This window comes from Actinoalloteichus caeruleus DSM 43889 (assembly GCF_000429185.2).
GTDB lineage: Bacteria > Actinomycetota > Actinomycetes > Mycobacteriales > Pseudonocardiaceae > Actinoalloteichus_B > Actinoalloteichus_B caeruleus.
Genome location: NZ_AUBJ02000001.1, coordinates 4577591 through 4604371 on the forward strand (window position 1 = coordinate 4577591; position 26781 = coordinate 4604371).

Sequence of the window (26781 nt, forward strand, 5' to 3'; positions counted from 1 at the left end):
AATAGCTGGAGGAAATGGGTTCCGGCCCATTTTGGGGAGTTGGGGGCAATCGCTTTCCTGTTGACTTCGTCGCAGGGTTGTTCACTTTTCGGCCTCGATGGCGAAAAGATCGGCGAGGAGCGTGGTAGAACTGGATCAGCCCGTCGGTCGCCCCTCCTGGACGCCGATCGCGACCACGGTTCCCGCCGGCCGGCGTGCTCCACGGTGACACGAGGTGCACGGCCCCGAGGTGTCACCGCGGGGGCAGGGAAGGGGAAGTCGCATGTCCGACGAGACGGGTGTCGCGCGGAGTCAGGACACGGACCCGAGGACGGACCCGAGGAGCGCGCACCAGCGCGCCTTCCGGTTCTTCGCGTTCCTGGTGTTCGCCGCCGGCGTGCTTGCCTCCCTGGTGGTCGGGTTGTCCGGGACCGGCTTCGCCCCCTACGGGGAGTCGATCTGGTGGATCGGACCGCTCCTGGGCGCGGGTTTCCTGCTCGCCGAACGGTTCACCATCCACGTCGACGTGAACCGGGTGGGCTGGACGGTCTCCTTCACCGAGATCCCCCTGGTGGTCGGTCTGCTGGTCGCGCCCTTCGAGGTCGTGCTCCTGGCCCACCTCCTCGCGGGGATGGGCATGCTGATGGGCACGCTGCTCAGCCGCCGGGCCCTCAGCCACGGCGTCTACAACGCCGGCGTCATGTGCCTCGAGGTGGCCATCCCCTTCGGCATGGTGGCGCTGCTGAGCGGCGCGCTCCAGGGCATGGGGCCGGCGTGGCTGCCCGTGTTGCTGGGCGCGCTGTCCTCCCCGCTGGTCAGCGCGGTGCTCGCGCTCGGTGCGATGCGTGTCCTCGGCGGTGAGATCCGTCTGTCCGGCGCGGTGCGGATGGCGCTGTACATCCTGGTGATCGGCCTGCTGAACACCTCGGTCGCCCTGGTCGGCTACGAGGTCGCCGTCGCCCAGCCCTGGGGTTGGGCGCTGGTGGTGTTCCTCTGCGCCACCGTCGTCGGGCTCTACCACGCCTATTCCGGCCTGCTGCGCGAGCGCCGTGACCTGGAGGCGCTCAGCGAGGTCAGCCTGGCCGTGGCCCGTTCCGGGCAGGACGCGATCAGCCGGCCGGCCTCCGTGGTCTCCCACTCCCAGACCGACCCGGTCGACTGGCGGCGCGTCACCGACCGGATCCGCGACCAGTTGAACGCCAACCGCGTCGTCCTCCACCTGTTCCGCGACGGCCCGTCCGAGGTCGTGACCACGGTGTCGGGGGAGGACCAGGGCGAGGCGTCGGCCCAGGAGCGGCCGTGGGCGACCAGGGTCGACCCGCTGTTGCGGTTGCCCGGTTCCCAGGTGCGGTACTTCAGGGCGGCGGACGCGCCGGAGGACGTGCGCGACGCCCTGCGGGCCCGTGGCGCGACGGAGGCGCTCGTCGTCCCGCTCCACGGAGCCCAGCAGGTCCTCGGAACCGTGGAGGCCCATGACCGGATCAGCCGGTGGCGGGGGTTCGGCCTCGCCGACGTGCGGTTGCTGCGGACCCTCGCCAGCCACCTCGCCACCGCCCTGGACAACCGCCAACTGCTCGGGAGGCTGCGCCACGACGCCTATCACGATCCGCTCACCGGGTTGCTGAACCGGCAGGGCTTCCGGGAGCTGACCGCCGACCGGTTGCGCTCGGAGCGGCGGCTGGTGCTGCTCCGACTCGACCTGGAGGTGCTGTCGACGGTGAGCGAGGCCCTCGGGCACGCCTGGGGGGACCGGATGGTCGTGGCGGCCGGACGTCGGATGCGGGACGTGTTGGGGCCGGTGGCGGTGCTCGCCCGGTTGGAGGGCGGCTCCTTCGCGGTCCTCCTCGCCGGTCACACCGACGAGGAGGTCGCCGGCCTCGCGGAACGGCTGCGGGCCGAGGTGGCGGCGCCCTACCCCGTCGACCGGTTGACGGTCGAGGCGGGTGCCGTCGTCGGGTACGCGGTCGCCGGGGTGGACCCCGAGGTGCGGGACGATGCCGACAGCATGCTCCAGCACGCCGACGTGGCCTTGCGCGCGGCGAGGAACGGGGACGTGGCGGTGCGCGGGTACGCCCCGAGCATGGGGCAGATCTTCCTCCGCCGGTTCCAGCTCGTGACCCATTTCCGGCAGGCCCTGGACACCGGCCAGGTCGAGGTGCACTTCCAGCCGAAGATCGCGTTGCGCGATCGCGAAGTCATCGGGGTCGAGGCCCTCGTGCGCTGGTCCCACCCCGAGTTCGGTCGGCTGGACCCGGACGAGTTCGTGCCGGCCGTGGAGGCGACCGGCCTGGTCGACGCGCTGACGTGTTTCGTGATGGAACGGGCGCTCGAGCAGGTCCGGGGGTGGTTGGACCGGGGGCTGCGCCTGTCCGCGGCGGTGAACCTCTCCGTGCGCAACCTCGCGGACGAGGACTTCCCGGACGTGGTGGCCGAGGCACTGGGGCGGACCGGGGTGCCACCGGAGCTGCTGACCTTCGAGCTGACGGAGTCGGGGGTCATGGCCGACCCGGAACGGGCGCTTCCCGTGCTGCGCCGGCTGCACGCGCTGGGGGTCGTCCTCGCCGTGGACGATTTCGGGACCGGCTACTCCTCGCTGGCGTACCTGCGCCAGCTGCCGGTGGACGAGGTCAAGATCGACAAGAGCTTCGTCTTCGGGATGGGATCCGACCTCAGCGACATGGCGGTGGTCCGGTCGATCATCGAGCTCGGCCACTCGCTCGGCCTGGCCGTCGTCGCCGAGGGCGTCGAGGAGGACGCCGTGCGGGACCAGCTGGTGGGGATGGGCTGCGACACGGCGCAGGGCTACCTCATCTCGCGTCCGCTGCCGCCGGACCGCTTCGAGGCGTGGCTGCGGGCTCGGACGGTGCGGGCGAGGGGGAGCCGGGACCGGCTGGTGTTGACGCTGCTCAGCTGACCCGATCCGCCGGCGGCACCCCCCCGGTTTCACCTTCGGGACGGGGTTGTGTAGAGTCATCATCGCTCAAGGCGGAGCAGGCCCCAATAGCTCAGTCGGCAGAGCGTCTCCATGGTAAGGAGAAGGTCTACGGTTCGATTCCGTATTGGGGCTCCACGAACTGCCGCAGTGCCCGACAGTGGCACTGCGGTTGTATCGTGTGTGTGGTTTGCCCGCGTGGCGGTGTAGCTCAGTTGGTAGAGCAAACGGCTCATAATCGTTGCGTCGCGGGTTCGAGTCCCGCCACCGCTACCAATCGGTCCCGTCGACCCGGGCGCGACCGGGATCACAGACCGACTCAGGACCCTAGCTTGAGAGGGAGGCACCGTGGCCGCCACGGACGTTCGCCCCAAGATCACGTTGGCGTGCGAGGAGTGCAAGCACCGCAACTACATCACCAAGAAGAACCGTCGGAACGATCCCGACCGGCTCGCGGTGAAGAAGTACTGCCGGAACTGCAACGTGCACCGCGTGCACAAGGAGACCCGCTGAGCCTCGGCCTCGCCGAGGAGCCGCGGCTCACGAAGGACCTGACCCCACGGGGTCGGGTCCTTTCGTCATTCCGGTACCAGGGACGGCCCGGTGGGCGTCGAGGACCAGGACCGCCGGACCGGCCGTGCTGCGGTCTCGGCTACGGTGGCCGCCGTGGGGCTTGACCAGAGGTTTGTTGGACGTGCTTACCCGCCGACCGATCCGTACGAGGTCGGCAGGGAGAAGATCCGGGAGTTCGCGGACGCGGTGGGGGATCCGAGCCCGGTGTACCGGGACCCGGCCGCGGCCAGGGCCGCCGGCCACCCTGACGTGATCGCGCCGCCGACGTTCGCGTTCCTGCTCTCGGTCCGGGCGAACGAGGTCATCGTGACCGATCCGGAGCTGGGGCTGGACTACGGCACCGTGGTCCACGGCGACCAGAGCTTCGAACACCACCGCCCCATCAGGGCGGGGGACAGGCTCGTGGTGACGGCACACGTCGACGCCGTGTCCAGCCGGGCCGGCAACGAGTTCCTGACCCTCAGGTCGGAGGTCACCACCGAGGGCGGTGAGGCCGTCGTCACGGCTCGCACCATGCTCGTCGCACGGGGAACGGCAGGCCGCGCGACGGCGGCCGAGGCGGAAGGGGTGTCGGCGTGAACCGCCCGAGTGTGTCGGAGGTCTCCAGCGGGACCGTGCTCCCCGAACTGCGGGTGCGGGTGACGAGGGAGCGGCTGGTCCGCTACGCGGGCGCCTCCGGGGACTTCAACCCCATCCACTGGAACGAGCGGTTCGCCCGCGACGTGGGGCTGCCGAACGTGATCGCCCACGGCATGTTCACGATGGCGCAGGGCGCGCGACTCGTCGGTGAGTGGGCGGGCGACCCCGGAGCCGTGATCGAGTACGGCGTCCGGTTCACCAGGCCGGTGGTGGTGCCCGACACCGAGGAGGGCGCGCTCGTGGAGTTGACGGGCAAGGTGACCGGCGTCGACGAGGCCGGCGTGGCCAGGGTCACCATCACGGCCCGCAGCGAGGGTCAGAGCGTCCTCGGCAAGGCGGTCGCCCGGGTTCGCCTGGCCGACTGATGCGGAACGCGCCAGGGGCCCCGGGAGCGGGTCCCCTGGCGCGGGTAGGTGGTGCCGTGCCGTGGCGGCTCAGCGCATCTCGCCGAGCAGCGCGGCGACGCGGCCCACGCCCTCCTCCAGGTCGGCGTCACCGAGCGCGTAGGAGAACCGGAAGTACCCGGGGGTCCCGAAGGCCTCACCCGGCACCACCGCGACCTCGGCGTGTTCCAGGACCAGTTCCGCCAGTTCGACGCTGGAGCGGGGGGTGCTGCCCCGCAGTTCGCGACCGAGCAGTTCCTTCACCGACGGGTAGACGTAGAACGCTCCCTGGGGAACGGGGCAGCGCACGCCCTCGATGGCGGACAGCATCGAGACGATCGTCCGACGGCGGCGGTCGAAGGCGGCACGCATCTCGTGCACGGCGTCCAGCGGTCCGCTCACCGCCGCGAGGGCGGCGCGCTGCGAGACGTTCGACACGTTCGACGTCAGGTGCGACTGGAGGTTCGACGTGGCCTTGATCACGTCCTGCGGCCCGATCATCCAACCGACCCGCCAGCCGGTCATCGCGTAGGTCTTGGCGACGCCGTTGAGGATCACGCACTGGTCGGCCAGCTCAGGGACGGCGACCGGCATCGACACCGCGCTGGCCCCGTCGTAGGTCAGGTGTTCGTAGATCTCGTCGGCGACCACCCAGATGCCGTGTTCGACGGCCCACCGGCCGATCGCCTCCACCTGCTCCCTCGGGTAGACGGCGCCCGTCGGGTTCGACGGCGAGCAGAAGAGCAGCACCTTCGTGTTCGGGGTGCGGGCCGCCTCGAGCTGCTCGACGCTGGCCAGGTAGCCCGTCGTCTCGTCGGTGGGGACGACGACGGGAGCGCCGCCGGCGAGGGTGATGGCCTCCGGGTAGGTGGTCCAGTACGGGGCGGGCAGCAACACCTCGTCACCCGGGTCGAGCAGCGCGGCGAAGGCCTGGTAGACGGCCTGCTTGCCGCCGTTCGTCACGAGGATCCGCGAGGGCTCGACCGCCAGCCCGGAGTCCCGCAGCGTCTTGGCCGCGAGCGCCTCGCGAAGTTCCGGGAGTCCCGCGGCGGGCGTGTAGCGGTGGTTCCTCGGATCGGCGCAGGCCTCCTGGGCCGCGGTGACCACATGCTCGGGGGTGGGGAAGTCGGGCTCGCCCGCGCCGAACCCGATCACCGGACGTCCTGCCGCGCGCAGCGCTTTCGCCTTGGCGTCCACCGCCAGCGTGGCGGACTCGCTGATGCCCCCGACTCTCGCCGAGACGCGGGGGCGGGAGGACGGGGCGGGTACGGTGCTGGGTTCGGGTACGGCCATACCCCAGATGGTGTCAGACCAGGTCGAGGGACGTTTCGCCCGCCCGAGGGGTGGACCCCTGCCCGGTGTCGGAGCCGGCCGGCGGGGTGTCGTGGACAGCTAGGGGCCGGTGAGGGTGGTTCTGCGGCGGAAAACCGTGTTTCGCGCTGCGAAAACCCCTCCTGACCTCGGAAGTTGGAGAAATCCACCCTCAGTGCAATAGACTGCGCGCACTGAGATTCCTGCTTGCCCTCCCGCAAGTCGCGTGGGAGGCTGTCCGGCGTCTTGGAACTGTGGTGGTCATACCGGGTGACCGGTGGGGTCCACCGCAAAGGGGTGTAGCTCAATTGGCAGAGCAGCGGTCTCCAAAACCGCAGGTTGCAGGTTCAAGTCCTGTCACCCCTGCGTCGAGAATCGACGGCGAGCGGAGGAACCAGGCGTGAGCGAGGACCGCGAGCAGCAGCGGGGCGAGGGTGGCGACGCCGAGCGCCCCTCCAGTGCCGCTGAGCGTCGTGCGCGCCGGGCAGCCGCACGCCCGTCCGGTCGGAAGGACCGCGCCGAGGGTGTTGGTGGCTCGGCCGGGTCCTCGGACGCCGGGAAGGGCCGTCCCACGCGAGCGAGGGACGAGAGCGGCAAGCGCCCGTCCTTCCCGCGCCGGATCGGTAGGTTCCTCCGTGAGGTCGTGGCCGAGCTCCGCAAGGTCATCTGGCCAACGCGCCGTCAGATGGTGACCTACACGCTGGTGGTGCTGGTCTTCGTATCCTTCGTCGTGACGCTGGTGGCGGGACTGGACATCGCCTTCAGCCAGGGTGTGCTCTGGCTGTTCGGCTGACAGCGGTCCCGTGGGTGGGCCGTGCGGTCCGCCGGGTCAGGCGCACGAGCACGAGAGGAAGCGAGACCGACTGTGACCTCCCATGAGGACGGCCAGAACCAGACCGGCTCGTCCGACGAGCAGGTGACCGCCGCGGCGGCGTCCGAGGGCTCCGAACAGGAGACGTCGGGGGCCGAGGCCGTCGAGAACACCGCCGCGGAGGGCACCGAGCTTCCGACTGAGGCGGAGGCCGTCGACGAGGAGGCTGAGTACGATCCCGTCGCCGAGATGCGCGCGGCACTGGCCAGCGCCCCCGGCGAGTGGTACGTCGTGCACTCCTACGCCGGCTACGAGAACAAGGTGAAGGCGAACCTGGAGACCCGGGTGCAGACCCTGGACGTCGAGGACTTCATCTTCCAGGTCGAGGTGCCGGTCGAAGAGGTCACCGAGATCAAGAACGGCCAGCGCAAGCAGGTGCAGCGCAAGGTGCTGCCCGGGTACATCCTGGTCCGGATGGAGCTCAACGACGCCTCGTGGAGCGCGGTGCGCAACACCCCCGGGGTGACCGGCTTCGTCGGTGCCACCTCGCGCCCGTCCCCGCTGACGCTGGACGAGGTGCTCAAGTTCCTCGCACCGCAGGTGGAGGAGACCAAGCCCGGCAAGGCTGGGGCTGCGACGGGTGCCCAGCCGTCGAAGTCGACGATCGAGGTCGACTTCGAGGTCGGCGAGTCCGTCACCGTGATGGACGGGCCGTTCGCGACGCTGCCCGCCACCATCAGCGAGGTCAACCCCGACGCCCAGAAGCTCAAGGTCCTCGTCTCGATCTTCGGGCGCGAGACGCCGGTTGAACTGTCGTTCAGCCAGGTCGCCAAGATCTGAGCGCACGACGGGGAGTACGCTCGGTCGTTCTGACCGCGTGGGAGGGCGAGCGCTCGCCCGACACCACTACTGATCCAGCAGACAAGGAACAGACATGGCAAAGCGCAGCAAGGCCTACCAGCGGGCCGCGGAGCTCATCGACCGCGACCGCCTCTACAGCCCGTTGGAGGCCGCCAAGCTGGCCAAGGAGACCTCCAAGGTTCGCCTGGACGGCACCGTCGAGGTCGCGATCCGGCTCGGTGTCGACCCTCGCAAGGCCGACCAGATGGTCCGTGGCACGGTGAACCTCCCGCACGGTACGGGCAAGACCGCCAGGGTGATCGTGTTCGCGACGGGCGACAAGGCCGCCGAGGCCGAGGCCGCCGGCGCGGATGTCGTGGGGGCCGAGGACCTGATCGAGCGCATCCAGGGCGGTTGGCTGGAGTTCGACGCCGCGATCGCGACGCCCGACCAGATGGCGAAGGTCGGCCGTATCGCCCGCATCCTGGGCCCGCGCGGCCTGATGCCGAACCCGAAGACCGGCACCGTGACGCCGGACGTCACCAAGGCCGTCAACGAGATCAAGGGCGGGAAGATCAACTTCCGCGTCGACAAGCAGGCGAACCTGCACCTGATCATCGGCAAGGTGTCCTTCGAGGCCGAGAAGCTGGTGGAGAACTACTCCGCCGCCCTCGACGAGATCCTGCGGGCCAAGCCGTCCGCCGCGAAGGGCCGCTACCTCAAGAAGATCACCGTCTCCACGACGATGGGCCCCGGTATCCCGGTCGACCCGAACCGGACCCGCAACCTGCTGACCGACGAGGCCGCCGCCTGATCCAGGCGCCCGCGTCACCGGCATCGAACGCCGCTCCAGCCACCGGCCGGGGCGGCGTTCGTCGTGCCGGCGGGTGGGCCTGGGTGGGACGGGTCAGTTCCCGCTTCCCGCGTTCCCCCGGCGCTTCGCGGTCTTCAGCGGCGTGACCGGCCTGGCGTGGTCCCCCAGCGAGCAGTCCGTCGGGCTCACGGCCTCCACGGCGAACGTGGTGTCCAGCCGGATCCCGGTGTAGATGGACTCCCCGCGTGAGGCGAGGGACTCGTGGACCCGGAACGAGTCGCCGAAGTCGCGGTCGTCCTTGGCGCGCTTGCCCGTCTCCTTGTTCGCCGGCGCGGTGGCGCGCTTGAGCTGGGTGTCCAGCCAGGTGGCGACGTCCTTGGGGGTGAGGAGTACCTGGTCGGGCTCTCCTTCGAGCCGCTCGCGCCGCGACCGCGCGGCGGCCATCGACTGTTCCTCCACGTAGGCGTGCCAGTGCAGTTCCCTCGTCGCCCACTCGTTCTCCACCGGCCACTGTTCCGACGCGCTCATGTAGCTAGCCTCCCCCGAATCGCCTGGGTACCGATCAATGATGCACTCCGGACCCCCGGCGATCGGCAGGCACCGGGGTGGCCCGGAGGGGCCTCGGTCAGCAGGTCTCCGCGTGGTGGTCGACGACGAGCCACCGACCGTCCGACCGTTGCTCCAGGTCGAGGGCGCCGAGTCGGGGGCCGCCCACCACCTCCAGTCGGCAGGAGCTGATGGTGGTCCCGCCGCCGGCGGGCGGCTCCCGGTACTCGTCGGGGAACCCCGGGTCGGAGTAGGCGTCGGGGTCGGTCACCTGGCCCGCGAGCCCCTCAACGGCGAGGTGGCAGTACATGGTGCGGTGGTTGGCGCGGAAGGCGTCGTTCGCGCGGCCGACGAGCAACTGGCAGGCCTCCCTGGACCGGTTCTCCGCGACCAGCGCGTACAGCTCCCGGACCGTGGCCTCCGGGCCCTGGCCGTCGACCGTGGCGGGCGGGGCGCCGTCGGCCGACGGCGCGGGCGAGCCGGAGGGCGGCGCCGCCGGCGGGGAGCACGAGTCCTCATCGCGGTGCCCCGCGATGACCCAGCCGCCGTCGTCGCGCAGCTCGAGTTCGAACACCCCCAACGGGGGCCCACCGCGCACGTCGAGGTCGTCGCACGAACTCACCTCCGTGCTGGAGCCGTCCACGCCGTTGATGTCGGCGGCGACGGCGGGACTGGCCTGGGTGGGGTCGGCGTAGGCGATCGGGGTGGTCACCGTTGCGGCGAGGGCGACGGCGGCGTGCTGGCAGTCCTCCGCGTCGTTGTTCCGAGCGAACTGGGCCGCCGCCTCCTCGGTGAACAGGGTGCAGGCGCTGCGCTGTTGTTCCGCCTCGGGCGCGGCGATCCTGCTGTACACCCCGATCACGCTCTCCGAGGGGTTGGAGGAGAAGACCGGTCGGCGGGCACCGAGACCGGGGCTCTCCCCGCCGTACTGGTCCCCGCCGGTCCCGAAGAAGTGGTCCCTCGCCAGCGACAGCAGGAACAGGACGAGGAGCAGGAGGGCGATCCTGCGGACCCAGCGCCGCCGGAGGAAGCGCTTCAGCCACGGGGGCCAGGGGCCGCCCGGGTCGGCGTCCCGCTGGGCCCGCTGGTGTTCCTGGAACCGTTGGAAGTCCTGGAACTGCTGGAACTGCTCGTACCGCTGGCGCTCGTCGTGGCTCAGCTCCGCGCCAGGGGTGGGGTTCGCCGGCGCGGCTTCCGGCAGCGGCCGTGTGCGTTCCGGCGGGCCGGGCTCAGCGCCCTGGCCCGGTGCCCTCGGCGCCGGGGAGGGCGGCGGCGTGCGGGGGACGAGCTCGCCGGACGGTTCGTCCGGCCGGTGCTGATCAGCCACTCCGTCATCATGCCGTGTCCGAGCGACCGCGTGGAGTGCCCTGGGGATCCCCTCCGCGGCCGTGCCGACGGCTCTCGGGGGCCGCGTCGGCGTGCCGGGGTGGGCGGCGCGGCCGGGGGCGGCCCGTTCGTCGGGGGTGGGCGCGAGGCAGGTCCCGGCTTGGGTAGACTCGTGCGAGTTCCACCCAAGACCGCTGGTCTTCAGCCCCTGCCCGCAGGTGCTGGACGAAGGCCCCGCAGCACGCGGGCGGCCCGCGCAGGAGGACGAGGCAAGTTTCCCGTGTGCGTCGCACACGTACGTTCGCGCCCCGTGCCCTGCGCCGGGGCGTTCGTCGTCTCCGGGGTCTGGCTGTCAACCAGCAGACCCGAGCTGTCCGTTCAGCTAGAGAGAGGAGGCGACACATGGCAAGGACCGACAAGGTCGACGCGGTTACCGAGATCTCCGACCGGTTCCGCAACTCGTCCGCCGCGGTGATCACCGAGTACCGCGGTCTGTCCATGGAGCGGCTCACCGAGCTGCGTCGCGCTCTTGGCGAGGGCGCCACGTACCGGGTCGCGAAGAACACGCTGGTGAAGCGCGCCGCCGAGGACGCGGGGATCGAGGGTCTCAGCGACCTGTTCATCGGCCCGACCGCGATCGCCTTCGTCGAGGGCGAGCCCGTCGACGCCGCGAAGGCACTGCGTAACTTCGCGAAGGACAACAAGGCGCTCGTCATCAAGGGCGGGTACATGGACGGCCGTGCGCTGTCCGTGGACGAGGTCAACCAGATCGCGGACCTCGAGTCCCGCGAGGTCGTGCTGGCCAAGCTGGCCGGCGCCCTCAAGGCGAACCTGGCCCAGGCCGCCGCGGTGTTCGCCGCGCCCGCCTCGAAGATGGTCCGCCTCGCGGCCGCCCTCGAGGAGAAGAAGGCCGGCGACAGCCCGGCCGAGGGCTGACCGCCCTCACCCCAACCCCCAGCGCCCTGGAGGACCAGGTCGCCCCGAGCTAGGAAGGAAGACGTCACCATGGCGCAGCTGACCAACGAGGAGCTGTTGGAGCACTTCGGCGGGATGACCCTGCTGGAGCTGTCCGCCTTCGTGAAGGCGTTCGAGGAGAAGTTCGAGGTCACCGCCGCCGTCGCCGCCGCCGCGCCGGCCGGTGCCGCGGCCGCCCCCGCCGAGGCCGTCGAGGAGAAGACCGAGTTCGACGTGGTCCTCGAGGCCCCCGGCGACAAGAAGATCCAGGTCATCAAGGTCGTCCGCGAGGTCGTCACCGGCCTGGGCCTCAAGGAGGCCAAGGAGCTGGTCGAGGGCGCGCCGAAGCCGATCCTGGAGAGCGTCAAGAAGGACGTGGCCGACCAGGCCAAGGAGAAGCTGGAGGCCGCTGGCGCGACCGTCAGCGTGAAGTGATGCCGGCGGCCGAGGGCCGCCGCTCACCCGCCCAGGGGTGGTTCCGTCACGTGACGGGGCCACCCCTTCGGCGTGTCTGGGCTGGTGCTTCGTCCGGGTGACGGCGTGACGGTCCGGCCGGCGTCGCCCCCGTCGGCGGGGCCTACCCGCCGTCGCGGGACGCGCGCGGGGAGCGACAGCCCCCCCGAGTCGGCCCACCCGATGTGAGCAATGTCTCACTCTCGGCCAGTCGTCTTCGGGCGCGTCCCGATCCGGGGCGAACCGGGGGCGGCGCTGGCCAGTGGTTCTCCTCGGACCCGGTGGCTGGGTGCGGGTCCCGGAGCGGGCGGCCCCGGGTGTCGCGGCGGAGCGAGGGGTGGCATCCTGTCGGCGCTGCCAAATAAGATCGGAAGCACCAGATGGGCGGGCCAGTCGCGCGGACCGTCCGTGGTCACGAGTCGTAACACCACGTTCCACCACAGGGGTGATCGAGGCGAAGCGTCTTGACTGAGCGCCCTCCCGCGGTCAGTCTGTTAGCAACGCGAGTGGCGGGCTGGCGGCCCCCACTCGACAGTCGCCCTCTTCGCGGCTAGACTGCTTCTTTGCGCTGCCCTCGTTCCTGCTTGCCCTGGTTTCGGGCGTAGGATGCGGGCACCACTGCACCCTTGACAGCTGTGTTAGCCGGCTGCTAGCGCCGCTGCTTAGCCAGCTACCAGTCCCTGGAAGGACGCATCTTGGCAGTCTCCCGCGCGACCAAGGCCACTGCTGCGACCAACTCCACGTCGGGGATACCCGGGGCACCCAAGCGGGTCTCGTTCGCGAAGATCCGTGAGCCGCTCGAGGTGCCCGACCTGCTGGACCTCCAGGTCCAGTCGTTCGAATGGCTCACCGGGGCCGACGAATGGTTCCAGCGCCGCATCGACGCCGGAGAGGACGCCCCCGTCGGCGGCCTCGAGGAGATCCTCAACGAGATCTCCCCGATCGAGGACTTCTCCGGTTCGATGTCCCTCTCCTTCTCCGACCCGCGCTTCGACGAGGTCAAGGCCTCCGTCGAGGAGTGCAAGGACAAGGACATGACGTACGCGGCCCCGCTGTTCGTCACCGCGGAGTTCACCAACAACACCACCGGCGAGATCAAGAGCCAGACGGTGTTCATGGGTGACTTCCCGATGATGACGAACAAGGGCACGTTCATCATCAATGGCACCGAGCGGGTCGTTGTATCCCAGTTGGTTCGTTCCCCCGGCGTCTACTTCGACCACGCGGTCGACAAGACGACGGACAAGGACGTCTACAACGTCAAAATCATTCCCAGCCGAGGCGCCTGGCTGGAGTTCGACGTGGACAAGCGCGACACCGTCGGTGTCCGCATCGATCGCAAGCGCCGCCAGCCGGTCACCGTCCTGCTGAAGGCCCTCGGCTGGACGACCGAGCAGATCCGCGAGCGGTTCGGTTTCAGCGAGACCCTGGTCGCCACGCTCGACAAGGACCACACCGCGGGGCAGGACGAGGCCCTGCTGGACATCTACCGGAAGCTGCGGCCCGGCGAGCCGCCGACCCGGGAGAGCGCGCAGACGCTGCTGGAGAACCTGTTCTTCAAGGACAAGCGGTACGACCTCGCGAAGGTGGGCCGCTACAAGGTCAACAAGAAGCTCGGCCTCAGCCTGCCCGTCGAGTCCGGCACGCTGACCGAGGACGACATCGTCACCACCATCGAGTACCTGGTCCGGCTGCACGCCGGCGACACCAGGATGACCAGTGGTGAGGGCGAGGAGGCGACCGAGGTCCCCGTCGAGGTCGACGACATCGACCACTTCGGCAACCGGCGGCTCCGCACCGTGGGCGAGCTGATCCAGAACCAGATCCGGGTCGGGCTCTCCCGCATGGAGCGCGTCGTCCGCGAGCGGATGACGACCCAGGACGTCGAGGCCATCACCCCGCAGACCCTGATCAACATCAGGCCGGTGGTCGCCGCGATCAAGGAGTTCTTCGGAACCTCCCAGCTCTCGCAGTTCATGGACCAGACCAACCCGCTCGCGGGGCTGACGCACAAGCGCCGGCTCTCCGCGCTGGGCCCCGGCGGTCTGTCCCGGGAGCGCGCGGGCATGGAGGTCCGCGACGTGCACCCGAGCCACTACGGCCGGATGTGCCCGATCGAGACGCCGGAAGGCCCGAACATCGGCCTGATCGGCTCCCTCTCCTCCTACGCGCGGGTCAACCCGTTCGGGTTTATCGAGACCCCCTACGCGAAGGTCGAGGGTGGTCGGGTCACCGACCAGCTGGACTACCTGACGGCCGACGAGGAGGACCGCTTCGTCATCGCGCAGGCCAACGCGCCGGTGGGTGAGGACGGTAACTTCCTCGAGGAGCGCGTCCTGGTCCGCCGCAAGGGCGGCGAGGTCGAGTTCATCAGCCCGGAGGGCGTCGACTACATCGACGTGTCGCCGAGGCAGATGGTGTCGGTCGCCACGGCGATGATCCCGTTCCTGGAGCACGACGACGCCAACCGCGCGCTGATGGGCGCGAACATGCAGCGGCAGGCGGTGCCGCTGCTGCGCAGCGAGTCCCCGCTGGTCGGCACCGGCATGGAGCTGCGCGCCGCGGTCGACGCCGGTGACGTGCTGGTGGCCGAGAAGGCCGGTGTCATCGAGGAGCTGTGCGCCGACTACGTCACCGTCATGGCCGACGACGGCACCCGGCAGACCTACAAGCTGCACAAGTTCCGCCGCTCCAACCAGGGCACCTGCATCAACCAGAAGCCGATCGTCTCCGAGGGCGACCGGGTCGAGGTCGGTCAGGTCATCGCGGACGGCCCGTGCACCGAGAACGGCGAGATGGCGCTGGGCAAGAACCTGCTCGTGGCCATCATGCCGTGGGAGGGGCACAACTACGAGGACGCGATCATCCTGTCCCAGCGCCTGGTGCAGGACGACGTGCTCACCTCGATCCACATCGAGGAGCACGAGATCGACGCCCGGGACACGAAGCTGGGTGCCGAGGAGATCACCAGGGACATCCCGAACGTCTCCGAGGACGTGCTGGCCGACCTGGACGAGCGGGGCATCATCCGCATCGGCGCCGAGGTGCGGGACGGCGACATCCTGGTGGGCAAGGTCACCCCGAAGGGCGAGACCGAGCTGACGCCGGAGGAGCGCCTGCTGCGCGCCATCTTCGGTGAGAAGGCCAGGGAGGTCCGCGACACCTCGCTGAAGGTGCCGCACGGCCAGAACGGCAAGGTCATCGGGATCCGGGTGTTCAGCCGGGAGGACGAGGACGAGCTGCCACCCGGGGTCAACGAGCTGGTCCGCGTGTACGTGGCCCAGAAGCGGAAGATCCAGGACGGCGACAAGCTCGCCGGCCGGCACGGCAACAAGGGCGTCATCGGCAAGATCCTCCCCGCCGAGGACATGCCCTTCCTGCCCGACGGCACGCCGGTGGACATCATCCTGAACACCCACGGTGTTCCGCGACGGATGAACATCGGCCAGGTCCTCGAGACCCACCTCGGGTGGATCGCCAAACGGGGCTGGAGCGTCGAGGGCGACCCGGAGTGGGCTGCGAAGCTGCCGGAGGACCTGCGGCAGGCGGACCCCGGCACCAACACCGCGACGCCGGTCTTCGACGGCGCCAAGGAGCACGAGATCACCGGTCTGCTCGGCTCGACGCTGCCCAACCGGGACGGCGAGCGGATGGTGAAGGCGGACGGCAAGGCGCAGCTGTTCGACGGCCGGAGTGGCGAGCCCTACCCGTACCCGGTCGCGGTCGGCTACATGTACATCCTGAAGCTGTCGCACCTGGTGGACGACAAGATCCACGCCCGGTCCACCGGCCCGTACTCCATGATCACCCAGCAGCCGCTCGGTGGTAAGGCGCAGTTCGGTGGTCAGCGCTTCGGTGAGATGGAGTGCTGGGCCATGCAGGCCTACGGCGCCGCGTACACGCTCCAGGAACTGCTCACCATCAAGTCCGACGACGTCCTGGGCCGGGTCAAGGTCTACGAGGCGGTCGTCAAGGGCGAGAACATCCCGGAGCCCGGTATTCCGGAGTCGTTCAAGGTGCTGCTCAAGGAGCTGCAGTCGCTGTGCCTCAACGTGGAGGTGCTGTCGAGTGACGGCGCTGCGATCGAGATGCGCGACGGTGACGACGAGGACCTCGAACGTGCCGCCGCCAACCTCGGAATCAACCTGTCACGGTCCGAGTCGCCCTCCGTCGACGACGTCGTGAACTGACCCGCGCTGCTCACCTCCGACAGCCGCCCCCACCAGGCCGTCACGGCCTGAACCAACGATCAGGGGAGAAGAACCGACGTGCTGGACGTCAACTTCTTCGACGAGCTTCGTATTGGCCTGGCCACCGCTGACGACATCCGCCAGTGGTCCTTCGGCGAGGTCAAGAAGCCGGAGACCATCAACTACCGCACGCTCAAGCCCGAGAAGGACGGCCTCTTCTGCGAGAAGATCTTCGGCCCGACCCGGGACTGGGAGTGCTACTGCGGCAAGTACAAGCGGGTCCGGTTCAAGGGCATCATCTGCGAGCGCTGTGGCGTGGAGGTCACCCGCGCCAAGGTCCGGCGTGAGCGGATGGGCCACATCGAGCTCGCGGCCCCGGTGACGCACATCTGGTACTTCAAGGGTGTGCCCAGCCGGCTCGGGTACCTGCTCGACCTGGCGCCGAAGGATCTCGAGAAGATCATCTACTTCGCCGCCTACGTCATCACCTCGGTGAACACCGAGCTGCGCCACAACGACCTGTCCACGCTGGAGAACGAGTTCAGCGTGGAGCGCAAGCGGGTCGAGGAGAAGCGCGACTCCGACATCGAGGCTCGGGCCCAGAAGCTCGAGACCGACCTGGCCGAGCTCGAGGCGGAGGGAGCCAAGAGCGACGTCCGGCGCAAGGTCAAGGAGGGCGGCGAGCGCGAGATGCGCCAGCTCCGGGACCGCGCGCAGCGTGAGCTGGACCGCCTGGACGAGATCTGGGAGACCTTCACCAAGCTGGAGCCCAAGCAGCTCATCGCCGACGAGCTGCTGTACCGGGAGCTCTACGACCGGTACGGCGACTACTTCACCGGCGGCATGGGCGCGGAGGCCATCCAGACCCTGCTCGGCAACTTCGACATCAAGGGCGAGGCCGAGAACCTGCGCGAGACCATCCGCAGCGGCAAGGGGCAGAAGAAGCTGCGTGCCCTCAAGCGGCTGAAGGTCGTCGCCGCCTTCCAGGCGACGGGCAACAGCCCGCAGGGCATGGTGCTGGACTGCACCCCGGTGATCCCGCCGGACCTGCGCCCGATGGTCCAGCTCGACGGTGGTCGGTTCGCCACCTCCGACCTGAACGACCTCTACCGCCGGGTCATCAACCGGAACAACCGCCTCAAGAGGTTGATCGACCTCGGTGCGCCCGAGATCATCGTCAACAACGAGAAGCGGATGTTGCAGGAGGCCGTCGACGCGCTGTTCGACAACGGCCGTCGCGGGCGTCCGGTGACAGGGCCGGGCAACCGGCCGCTGAAGTCGCTGTCCGACCTGCTGAAGGGCAAGCAGGGCCGGTTCCGGCAGAACCTCCTCGGGAAGCGCGTCGACTACTCCGGCCGGTCGGTCATCGTGGTCGGCCCGCAGCTCAAGCTGCACCAGTGCGGGCTCCCCAAGAAGATGGCGCTGGAGCTGTTCAAGCCGTTCGTGATGAAGCGGCTGGTGGACCTCAACCACGCGCAGAACATCAAGTCCGCGAAGCGGATGGTGGAGCGTTCCCGCAGCCAGGTGTGGGACGTCCTGGAAGAGGTCATCACCGAGCACCCGGTCCTGCTGAACCGGGCGCCGACCCTGCACCGGTTGGGCATCCAGGCCTTCGAGCCGCAGCTGGTCGAGGGCAAGGCGATCCAGCTGCACCCGCTCGTGTGTGAGGCGTTCAACGCCGACTTCGACGGTGACCAGATGGCGGTGCACCTGCCGCTGTCGGCCGAGGCGCAGGCCGAGGCCCGGATCCTCATGCTGTCCAGCAACAACATCCTGTCGCCGGCCTCGGGCCGGCCGCTGGCGATGCCCCGGCTGGACATGGTGACCGGTCTGTTCCACCTGACGAAGCTGCAGGAGGGCGCCGTGGGAGAGGGCCAGGCCTTCTCCTCGCCGGCCGAGGCCATCATGGCCTTCGACCGCAAGGCGCTGTCCCTGCACGCGAAGGTCAGGATCCGGTTGCTCGACCAGGTCCCGGCGCGGGGCGCCGAGCCGGAGGGCTGGGAGCCCGGCCAGCCGTGGCTGGCCCACACCACCCTGGGTCGGGTCCTGTTCAACGACCTGCTCCCGGCCGACTACCCGTTCATCGACGAGGTGCTGCCCAAGAAGCGGCAGGCCACGATCGTGAACGACCTGGCCGAGCGGTACCCGATGGTCACCGTGGCGCAGACGCTGGACAAGCTGAAGGACGCCGGCTTCTACTGGGCCACCCGTTCCGGTGTGACGCTGGCGATCTCCGACGTGGTCGTTCCCGCCAACAAGCAGGAGATCCTCGACAAGTACGAGCGCGAGGCCGACCGGATCGAGAAGCGCTACCAGCGTGGCGCGCTCTCGCACGCCGAGCGGAACAGCGAGCTCGTGAAGGTCTGGCAGCAGGCCAAGGACGAGGTCGCCGAGGAGATGGAGCGGAACTTCCCCGAGAACAACCCGATCCCGACGATCGTGAAGTCCGGCGCCGCCGGGAACATGACGCAGGTCGTGCAGCTCGCCGGCATGCGTGGGGTCGTGTCCAACACCAAGGGTGAGTACATCCCTCGGCCGATCAAGTCCAACTTCCGTGAGGGCCTGTCGGTGCTGGAGTACTTCATCTCCACGCACGGTGCCAGGAAGGGTCTGGCGGACACCGCGCTGCGGACCGCCGACTCCGGGTACCTGACCCGTCGTCTCGTCGACGTCTCGCAGGACGTGATCGTGCGGGAGATCGACTGCGGCACGGAGCGCGGCATCTTCATGCCGATCGCGGCCCGGAGCCAGGACGGGACCCTGCTACGGGACAACTACGTCGAGACGAGCGTGTACTCGCGCAGTTCGGCGGAGGACGTCACCGACGCCGACGGCGGGCTGCTGCTGGCCAGGGGCGCGGATCTCGGTGACACCGCGATCGACGCACTCACCAGCGCGGGCGTGACCCGGGTGAAGGTCCGCAGCGTGCTCACCTGTGAATCCGCGATCGGGGTCTGCGCCACGTGCTACGGCCGTTCGATGGCGACGGGCAAGCTCGTCGACGTCGGTGAGGCGGTCGGCATCGTCGCCGCCCAGTCGATCGGTGAGCCGGGCACGCAGCTGACGATGCGTACCTTCCACCAGGGTGGTGTGGCCGGTGATGACATCACCACCGGTCTGCCGCGTGTGACCGAGCTGTTCGAAGCCCGCATCCCGAAGGGCAAGGCCCCGATCTCCGAGGTCGACGGCCGGGTCCAGATCGAGGAGGGCGAGCGGTTCCGGAAGATCACGATCATCCCGGACGACGGCAGCGAGGAGATCGTCCACGACAAGCTGTCGCGGCGGCAGTGGCTGGCGACGATCCAGCGGGACGGCACCGAGCGGCCGTTGCAGGACGGGGACCACGTCACCGTCGGCCAGCAGCTGCTGGAGGGGGCCGTCGACCCGCACGAGGTGCTCCGCATCATGGGGCCGCGTGAGGCGCAGCTCCACCTGGTGCGCGAGGTGCAGCGGGTGTACCGGACGCAGAGCGTGGCCATCCACGACAAGCACATCGAGGTGATCGTCCGCCAGATGCTGCGCCGGGTGACCATCATCGACTCGGGGTCGACGGAGTTCCTGCCGGCGTCCTGGGCCGAGCGGAGCGAGTTCGAGGCCGCCAACCGGCGGGTCGTGGCCGAGGGCGGCGAGCCCGCCTCCGGCCGGCCGGTCCTGATGGGGATCACCAAGGCGTCGCTGGCCACCGAGTCGTGGCTGTCGGCGGCGTCCTTCCAGGAGACGACCAGGGTGCTCACCGACGCCGCGATCAACGGCAAGAGCGACAAGCTGGTCGGCCTGAAGGAGAACGTGATCATCGGAAAGCTGATCCCGGCCGGTACGGGCATCAACCGTTACCGGAACATCCAGGTGCAGCCGACGGAGGAGGCACGGGCGGCGGCGTACGCCATCCCGTCCTACGACGACGGCTACTACACGCCGGACGTGTTCGGGACCGGCACCGGTGCCGCGGTGCCGCTGGACGACTACGACTTCGGTCGCGACTACCGCTGAGCGGTTCGTCACCGGAATCGGCAAGGCAGGGACCCACGGGGGCGCGCCACACACGGCGCGCCCCCGTGGCGCTTTCCGGGCCGGGTGGTGACACCTGTCATCCCCGGCGGCGAATCGGCACGCCGGCGCTCCCCGGCGGTTACGGTGCCGGGGTGACCGCAGGCCAGCCGCTCGACTTGCTGCGCCGTCGTTCCCGGAACGCGGTGTTGAGCTCCGCGATGGGGTGGGGCAGCGTCCTGGTCGTCCTGGTCGTCCTCCAGCCGGTACCGGACGGCGCCCAACAGGTCCTGCTGTTCGGAGCCGCGTCCTTCGCGGCCCTCCACGCGGCCTGCGTGCGCCGCGCGCTCCGCTCCCCGACGGCTCGGGTGCCGGTCGGGTTGTCCGGTCCGTCGCTCGCGGTCGCGGTGGGGCTCGGCGTCGTCGGGGGCGCGTTCACCATGTCGGTCGGGCAGGACTTCGCGGAGGGTGCCTGGGGAGCCAGCGCCGGGCTGCTCTGGCTCGGAGTGCCGGGCGTCGCCGTGGCCGACATCGGCGTGGGACGTTCTCGCCGCCACCTGACCGTCATCACCGCCGCGGTGACGGGGCTGGTGTGCCTCGGCGTCGTCGTGGTCACGTTGGTGTTCGTCGACGCCACGGCGTCCTGGCGGTCGCTCGCGGTGCCCGTGGTGTTCGGGCTCCTGGTGGTGCCGCTGGTCGTCTACTCCGACTTCCGCGTGTTGGAGTCGTGGCGGTCGGCCACGGAGCTCGACAACGCCCAGCGAGCCGCCGTCGAGATGGCGGGGCACCGGGAACGGATGCGGTTGGCGGAGGACCTGCACGACATCCTGGGCCACAGCCTGGAGGTGGTCGCGCTCAAGAGCGAGCTGGCGTTGCGCCTCCGGGAGGTGGATCCGGAGCGGGCCGACGCCGAGGTCGCGGAGACGCACCGGCTGGCGAGGGCCGCGCTGCGGGAGGTTCGGGAGGTGGCCAGGGAGCGCCGCCGGACGGAGTTGGCCGCCGAGATCGTGGCCGTGACGCACCTGGTCGAATCGGCCGGGATCCAGGGGACGACCGTCGGCTTCCCGGCGGTTCCCGAGCCCGGGACCCCGGCCTCGGTGATCCTCGGCCGGGTGCTGCGGGAGGCGACGACGAACCTGCTCCGGCACTCCGACGCGACCTGGTGCGGGATCACCGTGCGGGAGCGGGACGGACGGGTCGAGCTGGTCGTCCGCAACGACGGTGTCCGGGCCACGGCGGGGGAGACGTCGTCCGGGGGCGGTCTGGAGGGCCTGGGGCGGCGGCTCGGTGAGCTCGGTGGGCGGCTGTCCGCCGGCGTACGGGAGGACGGCGTGTTCGAGCTGGCCGCGAGCGTCCCGTCCTCGGCGTCGGTCCGGGAGGTGACGGAGTGATCCGCGTCCTGCTCGCCGACGACGAAGCGTTGACCAGGGGAGCGGTGGCGGCCCTGCTCGACCTGGAGGATGACCTCGTCGTGGTGGGGCAGGCGGCCGACGGGATGTCCGCGCTGGCGGCGGTTCGCCGTCTCCGCCCCGATGTCGCACTCGTGGACGTGGAGATGCCCGGGCTCGACGGGCCACGGCTGGCGCTGGAGGTGGCCCGGTCGGCCCCCGGGACGCGGTGCGTGGTGCTCACGCGGCATGCCAGGGCGGGAGTGCTGCGCCGGGCGCTGGCCAACGGAGCGCGCGGCTTCGTGCCGAAGACGTCGCCGGCGGCGCTGTTGGCCGATGTGGTCCGCCGGGTCCACGCCGGTGGGCGGTACGTCGATCCGGACGTGGCCGCTGACGCGTTGTCCGTGCGGGAGAACCCGCTCACGGATCGCGAACGCCAGGTCCTCGCGGAGGTGGGGGACGGGGTCACCGCGCGGGCGATCGCCCGCGTCGTGCACCTCTCGCCGGGGACCGTGCGCAACTACCTCTCGTCGGCGATGGCGAAGCTGGGGGTGGGGACGCGGTGGCAGGCCGCCGAGCGGGCCCGGGACCACGGCTGGATCTGAACGGTCCCCACCGGGGCGGTGAACGGGTCTCGGCCTGGCCGTGCCGTTCCGGGGTGGTCGGCGGGTCGGGACGCGGGGGTGGTGGAACTCACGTGGCGTACGACAGGGTTCCGGCAGGATCCGGGGGTTACGGGCCCGCTCCCCGCCGGTACGCTGGTCGGCAGAGTCCCGACCCGGTGCGAACCAGGTGGTATGTGGTACCCGTTTTGACCCCGCGTTCGGGCAACAGGTATCTTTGCTACTCGGGCCCAATGCGCATTGGGTCGGTCCGTGTGCCTGTGAGCGGCGGTTTTGACACCGTGGTCGTCACTGCGCAGCGGAACTCCTCCCGACATCCCGCAGGGGAAGCTTCACGCCACGGGACCGAGAAGAGGGCGACACGCCCGACCTCGGGTTACGGGGGAGGGCGAACTACACAGAGCCATACATACCGCCTGACGTGCTCAAACACGCAACAGTGAGCACCTAGGGCCGCGAACGGAAGAAGTAGCCGGTCCATGCCCACGATCCAGCAGCTGGTCCGCAAGGGCCGTGAGGACAAGGTCGCGAAGACCAAGACCGCGGCGCTCAAGGGGAGCCCGCAGCGGCGCGGCGTATGCACCCGCGTCTACACCACCACCCCCAAGAAGCCGAACTCGGCGCTGCGCAAGGTGGCCCGTGTGAGGCTCACGAGCGGCATCGAGGTCACGGCCTACATCCCCGGTGAGGGCCACAACCTCCAGGAGCACTCGATGGTGCTCGTTCGCGGTGGCCGTGTGAAGGACCTCCCCGGCGTGCGCTACAAGATCATCCGCGGTTCCCTCGACACCCAGGGCGTCAAGAACCGCAAGCAGGCCCGCAGCCGGTACGGCGCGAAGAAGGAGAAGAGCTAAAGATGCCCCGCAAGGGTCCGGCCCCGAAGCGGCCGCTGATCTCCGATCCCGTCTACGCCTCACCTCTGGTGACGCAGCTCATCAACAAGGTGCTCAGGGACGGCAAGCGCTCGCTGGCTGAGAAGATCGTCTACGAGGCCCTGGAGGGCACTCGGGAGAAGACCGGCACCGACCCGGTCGTCACGCTCAAGCGTGCCCTGGACAACGTGAAGCCCACCCTGGAGGTGCGCAGCCGCCGGGTCGGTGGCGCCACCTACCAGGTGCCGGTGGAGGTGCGCGCTGGTCGTTCCACCACGCTGGCGCTGCGTTGGCTGGTGTCCTTCGCCCGGCAGCGCCGGGAGAAGACGATGGTCGAGCGGCTGATGAACGAGCTGCTGGACGCCAGCAACGGCCTGGGTGCGAGCGTCAAGCGGCGCGAGGACACCCACAAGATGGCGGAGTCCAACAAGGCGTTCGCGCATTACCGCTGGTGATTGGAGTAGCTCGACGCGTACCCGCGTCGGGTCTTCGACCACCCCACAGACAGCTAGGACCAGCTGATCAAGAACGGGGAAGAGTCTCGTGGCACGCGAAGTGCTGACTGACCTGGCCAAGGTCCGGAACATCGGCATCATGGCCCACATCGACGCCGGCAAGACCACCACGACCGAGCGGATCCTGTACTACACCGGGATCAACTACAAGATCGGCGAGGTGCACGACGGCGCGGCGACGATGGACTGGATGGAGGAGGAGCAGAAGCGCGGCATCACCATCACCTCCGCCGCGACCACCTGCTTCTGGGGCGACAACCAGATCAACATCATCGACACGCCTGGCCACGTGGACTTCACCGTCGAGGTCGAGCGGTCCCTGCGGGTGCTCGACGGCGCCGTCGCCGTCTTCGACGGCAAGGAAGGTGTCGAGCCCCAGTCCGAGCAGGTCTGGCGGCAGGCGGACAAGTACGAGGTTCCGCGCGTCTGCTTCGTCAACAAGATGGACAAGCTCGGCGCGGACTTCTACTTCACCGTCCGCACCATCGAGGACCGCCTCGGGGCCAAGCCGCTGGTGATCCAGCTGCCGATCGGCGCGGAGAGCGACTTCGCCGGTGTTATCGACCTGGTGGAGATGCGCGCCCTGACCTGGCGCGGCGACGTCCAGAAGGGCGAGGACTACACCGTCGAGGAGATCCCGGCGGAGCTCGCCGACACGGTGGCCGAGTACCGGGAGAAGCTGCTCGACGCGGTCGCCGAGACCGACGACGACCTGATGGACGCCTACCTCGGTGGCGAGGAGCTGACGGTCGAGCAGATCAAGGCCGGTATCCGGAAGATCACCTGCGCCCGTGAGGCGTACCCGGTGCTGTGCGGGTCCGCGTTCAAGAACAAGGGCGTCCAGCCCATGCTCGACGCGGTCATCGACTACCTGCCCTCGCCGCTGGACGTCCCCGCGGTGCACGGGACGCTCCAGGACGGCGAGACGCACGTCGAGCGCAAGGCGAGCGTGGACGAGCCCTTCTCCGCGCTGGCGTTCAAGATCGCCGTGCACCCGTTCTTCGGCAAGCTGACCTACGTCCGGGTCTACTCCGGCAAGTTGGCCAGCGGCACCCAGGTGGTCAACGCCACCAAGGAGCGCAAGGAGCGCATCGGGAAGCTCTTCCAGATGCACTCCAACAAGGAGAACCCGGTCGACGAGGCCAGGGCGGGCCACATCTACGCGGTGATCGGTCTCAAGGAGACCACCACCGGTGACACGCTGGCCGACCCGCAGGCCCCGGTGGTCCTGGAGTCGATGACGTTCCCGGCTCCGGTCATCGAGGTCGCGATCGAGCCGAAGACCAAGAGCGACCAGGAGAAGCTCTCCACGGCGATCCAGAAGCTCGCCGAGGAGGACCCGACCTTCCAGGTCAAGCTCGACGAGGACACCGGCCAGACGATCATCAAGGGGATGGGCGAGCTCCACCTCGAGGTGCTGGTCAACCGGATGAAGAGCGACTTCAAGGTCGAGGCCAACATCGGCAAGCCGCAGGTGGCCTACCGGGAGACCATCCGGAAGACCATCGAGAAGTACGAGTACACCCACAAGAAGCAGACCGGTGGCTCCGGTCAGTTCGCGCGGGTCATCATCAAGCTCGAGCCGCTGCAGAGCACCGAGGGTGCCCTCTACGAGTTCGAGAACAAGGTGACCGGTGGCCGGGTCCCGAAGGAGTACATCCCCTCGGTCGACCAGGGCGCGCAGGACGCGATGCAGTACGGCGTCCTGGCCGGGTACCCGCTGGTGGGTGTGAAGCTCACGCTGCTCGACGGCGCCTACCACGAGGTCGACTCGTCGGAGATGGCGTTCAAGGTGGCCGGCTCGATGGCGTTGAAGGAGGCGGCCCGCTCCGCGAGCCCCGCCCTCCTCGAGCCGATGATGGCGGTGGAGGTGACGACGCCCGAGGACTACATGGGTGACGTCATCGGTGACCTGAACTCCCGCCGTGGGCAGATCCAGTCCATGGAAGAGCGCAGTGGCACTCGCGTCGTCAAGGCGCTCGTCCCGCTGTCGGAGATGTTCGGGTACGTGGGTGACCTGCGGTCGAAGACCCAGGGTCGCGCCAACTACTCGATGCAGTTCGACTCCTACGCCGAGGTTCCGCAGAACGTCGCGAAGGAGATCATCGCGAAGGCGACGGGCGAGTGATCCAGCCCACCTGAGCGGAGGTTCGCCACCGTCGCACGGCGGTGGCGGGCCATCGCACCACGGGCCGCTCAACCCGGGCGGCGACCGATCGAAACCGCCTGGCACTGACCACAGGTCGAACGGCGGGAAGCAAGAAGAAGTCCAGGAGGACAAACCAGTGGCGAAGGCCAAGTTCGAGCGGGACAAGCCGCACGTCAACATCGGAACCATTGGTCACGTCGACCACGGCAAGACCACCCTGACCGCGGCGATCACCAAGGTTCTGCACGACAAGTACCCGGAGCTGAACCCCTTCACGCCGTTCGACGAGATCGACAAGGCGCCGGAGGAGAAGCAGCGCGGTATCACGATCAACATCGCGCACGTCGAGTACCAGACCGAGAAGCGTCACTACGCGCACGTCGACGCCCCCGGTCACGCCGACTACATCAAGAACATGATCACCGGTGCCGCCCAGATGGACGGCGCGATCCTGGTGGTCGCGGCGACCGACGGCCCGATGCCGCAGACCCGTGAGCACGTGCTGCTGGCCCGTCAGGTGGGTGTGCCCTACATCCTCGTCGCGCTGAACAAGTCCGACATGGTGGACGACGAGGAGATCCTGGAGCTCGTCGAGCTCGAGGTCCGCGAGCTGCTCTCCTCGCAGGAGTTCCCCGGCGACGACGTCCCGGTCGTGCGCGTCTCCGCGCTGAAGGCGCTGGAGGGCGACGCCGAGTGGGGCGCCAAGCTCCTGGAGCTGATGGAGGCCGTCGACGAGAACGTGCCGGACCCGGTGCGTGAGGTCGAGAAGCCGTTCCTGATGCCCATCGAGGACGTCTTCACCATCACCGGTCGTGGAACGGTTGTCACCGGTCGTATCGAGCGCGGCCAGATCAACCTGAACGAGGAGGTGGAGGTGGTCGGCATCAAGGAGAAGTCCTTCAAGACCACCGTCACCAGCATCGAGATGTTCAAGAAGTTCCTCGACCAGGGCCAGGCCGGCGACAACGCCGCCCTGCTGCTCCGCGGTGTGAAGCGCGAGGAGGTCGAGCGGGGCCAGGTCGTGGTCAAGCCCGGCACGACCACGCCGCACAAGAAGTTCGAGGCGCAGGTCTACATCCTGTCCAAGGACGAGGGTGGCCGCCACACGCCGTTCTTCAACAACTACCGCCCGCAGTTCTACTTCCGGACCACGGACGTGACCGGCGTGGTGACCCTCCCCGAGGGCACCGAGATGGTGATGCCCGGTGACAGCACCAGCATCTCCGTCGAGCTGATCCAGCCCGTGGCCATGGACGAGGGTCTGCGGCTGGCGATCCGTGAGGGTGGCCGCACCGTCGGTGCCGGCCAGGTCACCAAGATCGTCGAGTGAGTCGTTGAGGAGGCGCGCTCCGTCAGGAGCGCGCCTCCCCCCGATTTGGGTGGCCACACCGTGGTGTGGCATCCTGTATGGGTTGCTCGCCCTGAGGGCGAGAGCCGGCGTCCCGAGCCAGATGGGAGCTTGGGTCGATTACGGATCGCCGCCGGGAGTTCTTCGC

At 69.2% G+C, this 26781-nt stretch carries 20 protein-coding genes and 3 tRNA genes; 20 read left to right on the plus strand and 3 right to left on the minus strand.

Translation table 11 applies throughout. The features are described from left to right. The first annotated feature begins 262 nt into the window (after positions 1-262). From G443_RS18365 to G443_RS18390, 6 genes are all read left to right on the plus strand, one after another. Positions 263-2893, plus strand: a complete 2631-nt coding sequence (locus G443_RS18365) for a putative bifunctional diguanylate cyclase/phosphodiesterase (RefSeq protein WP_026419540.1) — start codon at positions 263-265, stop codon at positions 2891-2893. A gap of 80 nt (positions 2894-2973) precedes the next feature. Then, positions 2974-3049 (plus strand) — tRNA-Thr (locus G443_RS18370). A gap of 62 nt (positions 3050-3111) precedes the next feature. Beyond that, positions 3112-3187 (plus strand) — tRNA-Met (locus G443_RS18375). Between the two features lie 72 nt (positions 3188-3259). Continuing rightward, entirely contained in the window at positions 3260-3424 is a 165-nt protein-coding gene (gene rpmG, locus G443_RS18380) for a 50S ribosomal protein L33 (protein ID WP_016698064.1), read from the plus strand. A 153-nt stretch (positions 3425-3577) separates the two neighbouring features. Continuing rightward, entirely contained in the window at positions 3578-4063 is a 486-nt protein-coding gene (locus tag G443_RS18385) for a MaoC family dehydratase N-terminal domain-containing protein (protein ID WP_051314184.1), read from the plus strand. Beyond that, a complete protein-coding gene (locus G443_RS18390; RefSeq protein ID WP_026419539.1) occupies positions 4060-4488 on the plus strand; it encodes a MaoC family dehydratase in 429 nt (142 codons plus the stop codon). Before G443_RS18385 ends, G443_RS18390 begins: the two co-directional genes overlap by 4 nt. 69 nt (positions 4489-4557) lie before the next feature. Here the strand turns inward: G443_RS18390 and G443_RS18395 are convergent, their stop codons facing one another. Next, positions 4558-5799 (minus strand): pyridoxal phosphate-dependent aminotransferase, encoded by a 1242-nt coding sequence (locus tag G443_RS18395; protein WP_026419538.1) that lies wholly within the window; start codon positions 5797-5799, stop codon positions 4558-4560. Between the two features lie 311 nt (positions 5800-6110). Between G443_RS18395 and G443_RS18400 the strand changes: the two genes are divergently transcribed. The 4 genes from G443_RS18400 to rplA all read left to right on the plus strand — a co-directional run bounded on the left by G443_RS18400 (position 6111) and on the right by rplA (position 8282). Next, positions 6111-6183: transfer RNA gene (locus G443_RS18400), tRNA-Trp, on the plus strand. Between the two features lie 34 nt (positions 6184-6217). Beyond that, positions 6218-6610: a preprotein translocase subunit SecE gene (gene secE / locus G443_RS18405; protein ID WP_026419537.1), complete on the plus strand. Its 393-nt coding sequence runs from the start codon at positions 6218-6220 to the stop codon at positions 6608-6610. A 72-nt stretch (positions 6611-6682) separates the two neighbouring features. After that, on the plus strand, positions 6683-7468 hold the full coding sequence (gene nusG / locus G443_RS18410; protein ID WP_026419536.1) for a transcription termination/antitermination protein NusG: 786 nt from the start codon (positions 6683-6685) through the stop codon (positions 7466-7468). A gap of 94 nt (positions 7469-7562) precedes the next feature. Then, positions 7563-8282, plus strand: a complete 720-nt coding sequence (gene rplA / locus G443_RS18415; RefSeq protein ID WP_026419535.1) for a 50S ribosomal protein L1 — start codon at positions 7563-7565, stop codon at positions 8280-8282. Positions 8283-8375: 93 nt separating this feature from the next. Here rplA and G443_RS18420 read toward each other — a convergent pair whose 3' ends face one another. Together G443_RS18420 and G443_RS18425 are read right to left on the minus strand one after the other, a co-directional pair. Continuing rightward, entirely contained in the window at positions 8376-8810 is a 435-nt protein-coding gene (locus G443_RS18420; protein WP_026419534.1) for a hypothetical protein, read from the minus strand. Between the two features lie 97 nt (positions 8811-8907). Next, positions 8908-10155, minus strand: a complete 1248-nt coding sequence (locus G443_RS18425) for a hypothetical protein (protein ID WP_026419533.1) — start codon at positions 10153-10155, stop codon at positions 8908-8910. A gap of 401 nt (positions 10156-10556) precedes the next feature. On the opposite strand from G443_RS18425, the gene rplJ reads away from it, so the two are divergent. From rplJ to tuf, 10 genes are all read left to right on the plus strand, one after another. After that, entirely contained in the window at positions 10557-11090 is a 534-nt protein-coding gene (gene rplJ / locus G443_RS18430; RefSeq protein WP_026419532.1) for a 50S ribosomal protein L10, read from the plus strand. A 69-nt stretch (positions 11091-11159) separates the two neighbouring features. Further along, positions 11160-11543, plus strand: coding sequence for a 50S ribosomal protein L7/L12 (rplL, locus tag G443_RS18435; RefSeq protein ID WP_026419531.1), 384 nt, complete (start codon positions 11160-11162; stop codon positions 11541-11543). Positions 11544-12256: 713 nt separating this feature from the next. Continuing rightward, complete coding sequence (rpoB, locus tag G443_RS18440) at positions 12257-15751, plus strand: DNA-directed RNA polymerase subunit beta (protein WP_026419530.1); 3495 nt, start codon at positions 12257-12259, stop codon at positions 15749-15751. A gap of 78 nt (positions 15752-15829) precedes the next feature. Continuing rightward, positions 15830-19741, plus strand: coding sequence for a DNA-directed RNA polymerase subunit beta' (locus tag G443_RS18445; RefSeq protein ID WP_026419529.1), 3912 nt, complete (start codon positions 15830-15832; stop codon positions 19739-19741). 152 nt (positions 19742-19893) lie between these two features. Then, entirely contained in the window at positions 19894-21129 is a 1236-nt protein-coding gene (locus G443_RS25560) for a sensor histidine kinase (RefSeq protein ID WP_051314137.1), read from the plus strand. Beyond that, the gene (locus G443_RS18455) at positions 21126-21731 is read left to right on the plus strand and encodes a response regulator transcription factor (RefSeq protein ID WP_026419528.1); all 606 of its coding nucleotides are present in this window, start codon (positions 21126-21128) and stop codon (positions 21729-21731) included. The genes G443_RS25560 and G443_RS18455 overlap by 4 nt, the downstream gene beginning before the upstream one ends. A 497-nt stretch (positions 21732-22228) precedes the next feature. Then, positions 22229-22603, plus strand: a complete 375-nt coding sequence (gene rpsL, locus G443_RS18460; protein ID WP_016698050.1) for a 30S ribosomal protein S12 — start codon at positions 22229-22231, stop codon at positions 22601-22603. Between the two features lie 2 nt (positions 22604-22605). Then, the gene (gene rpsG / locus G443_RS18465) at positions 22606-23076 is read left to right on the plus strand and encodes a 30S ribosomal protein S7 (protein WP_016698049.1); all 471 of its coding nucleotides are present in this window, start codon (positions 22606-22608) and stop codon (positions 23074-23076) included. An 88-nt stretch (positions 23077-23164) separates the two neighbouring features. Further along, complete coding sequence (fusA, locus tag G443_RS18470; RefSeq protein ID WP_026419527.1) at positions 23165-25264, plus strand: elongation factor G; 2100 nt, start codon at positions 23165-23167, stop codon at positions 25262-25264. A 157-nt stretch (positions 25265-25421) separates the two neighbouring features. Next, positions 25422-26615, plus strand: coding sequence for an elongation factor Tu (gene tuf / locus G443_RS18475; protein ID WP_016698485.1), 1194 nt, complete (start codon positions 25422-25424; stop codon positions 26613-26615). Positions 26616-26781 lie beyond the last annotated feature (166 nt).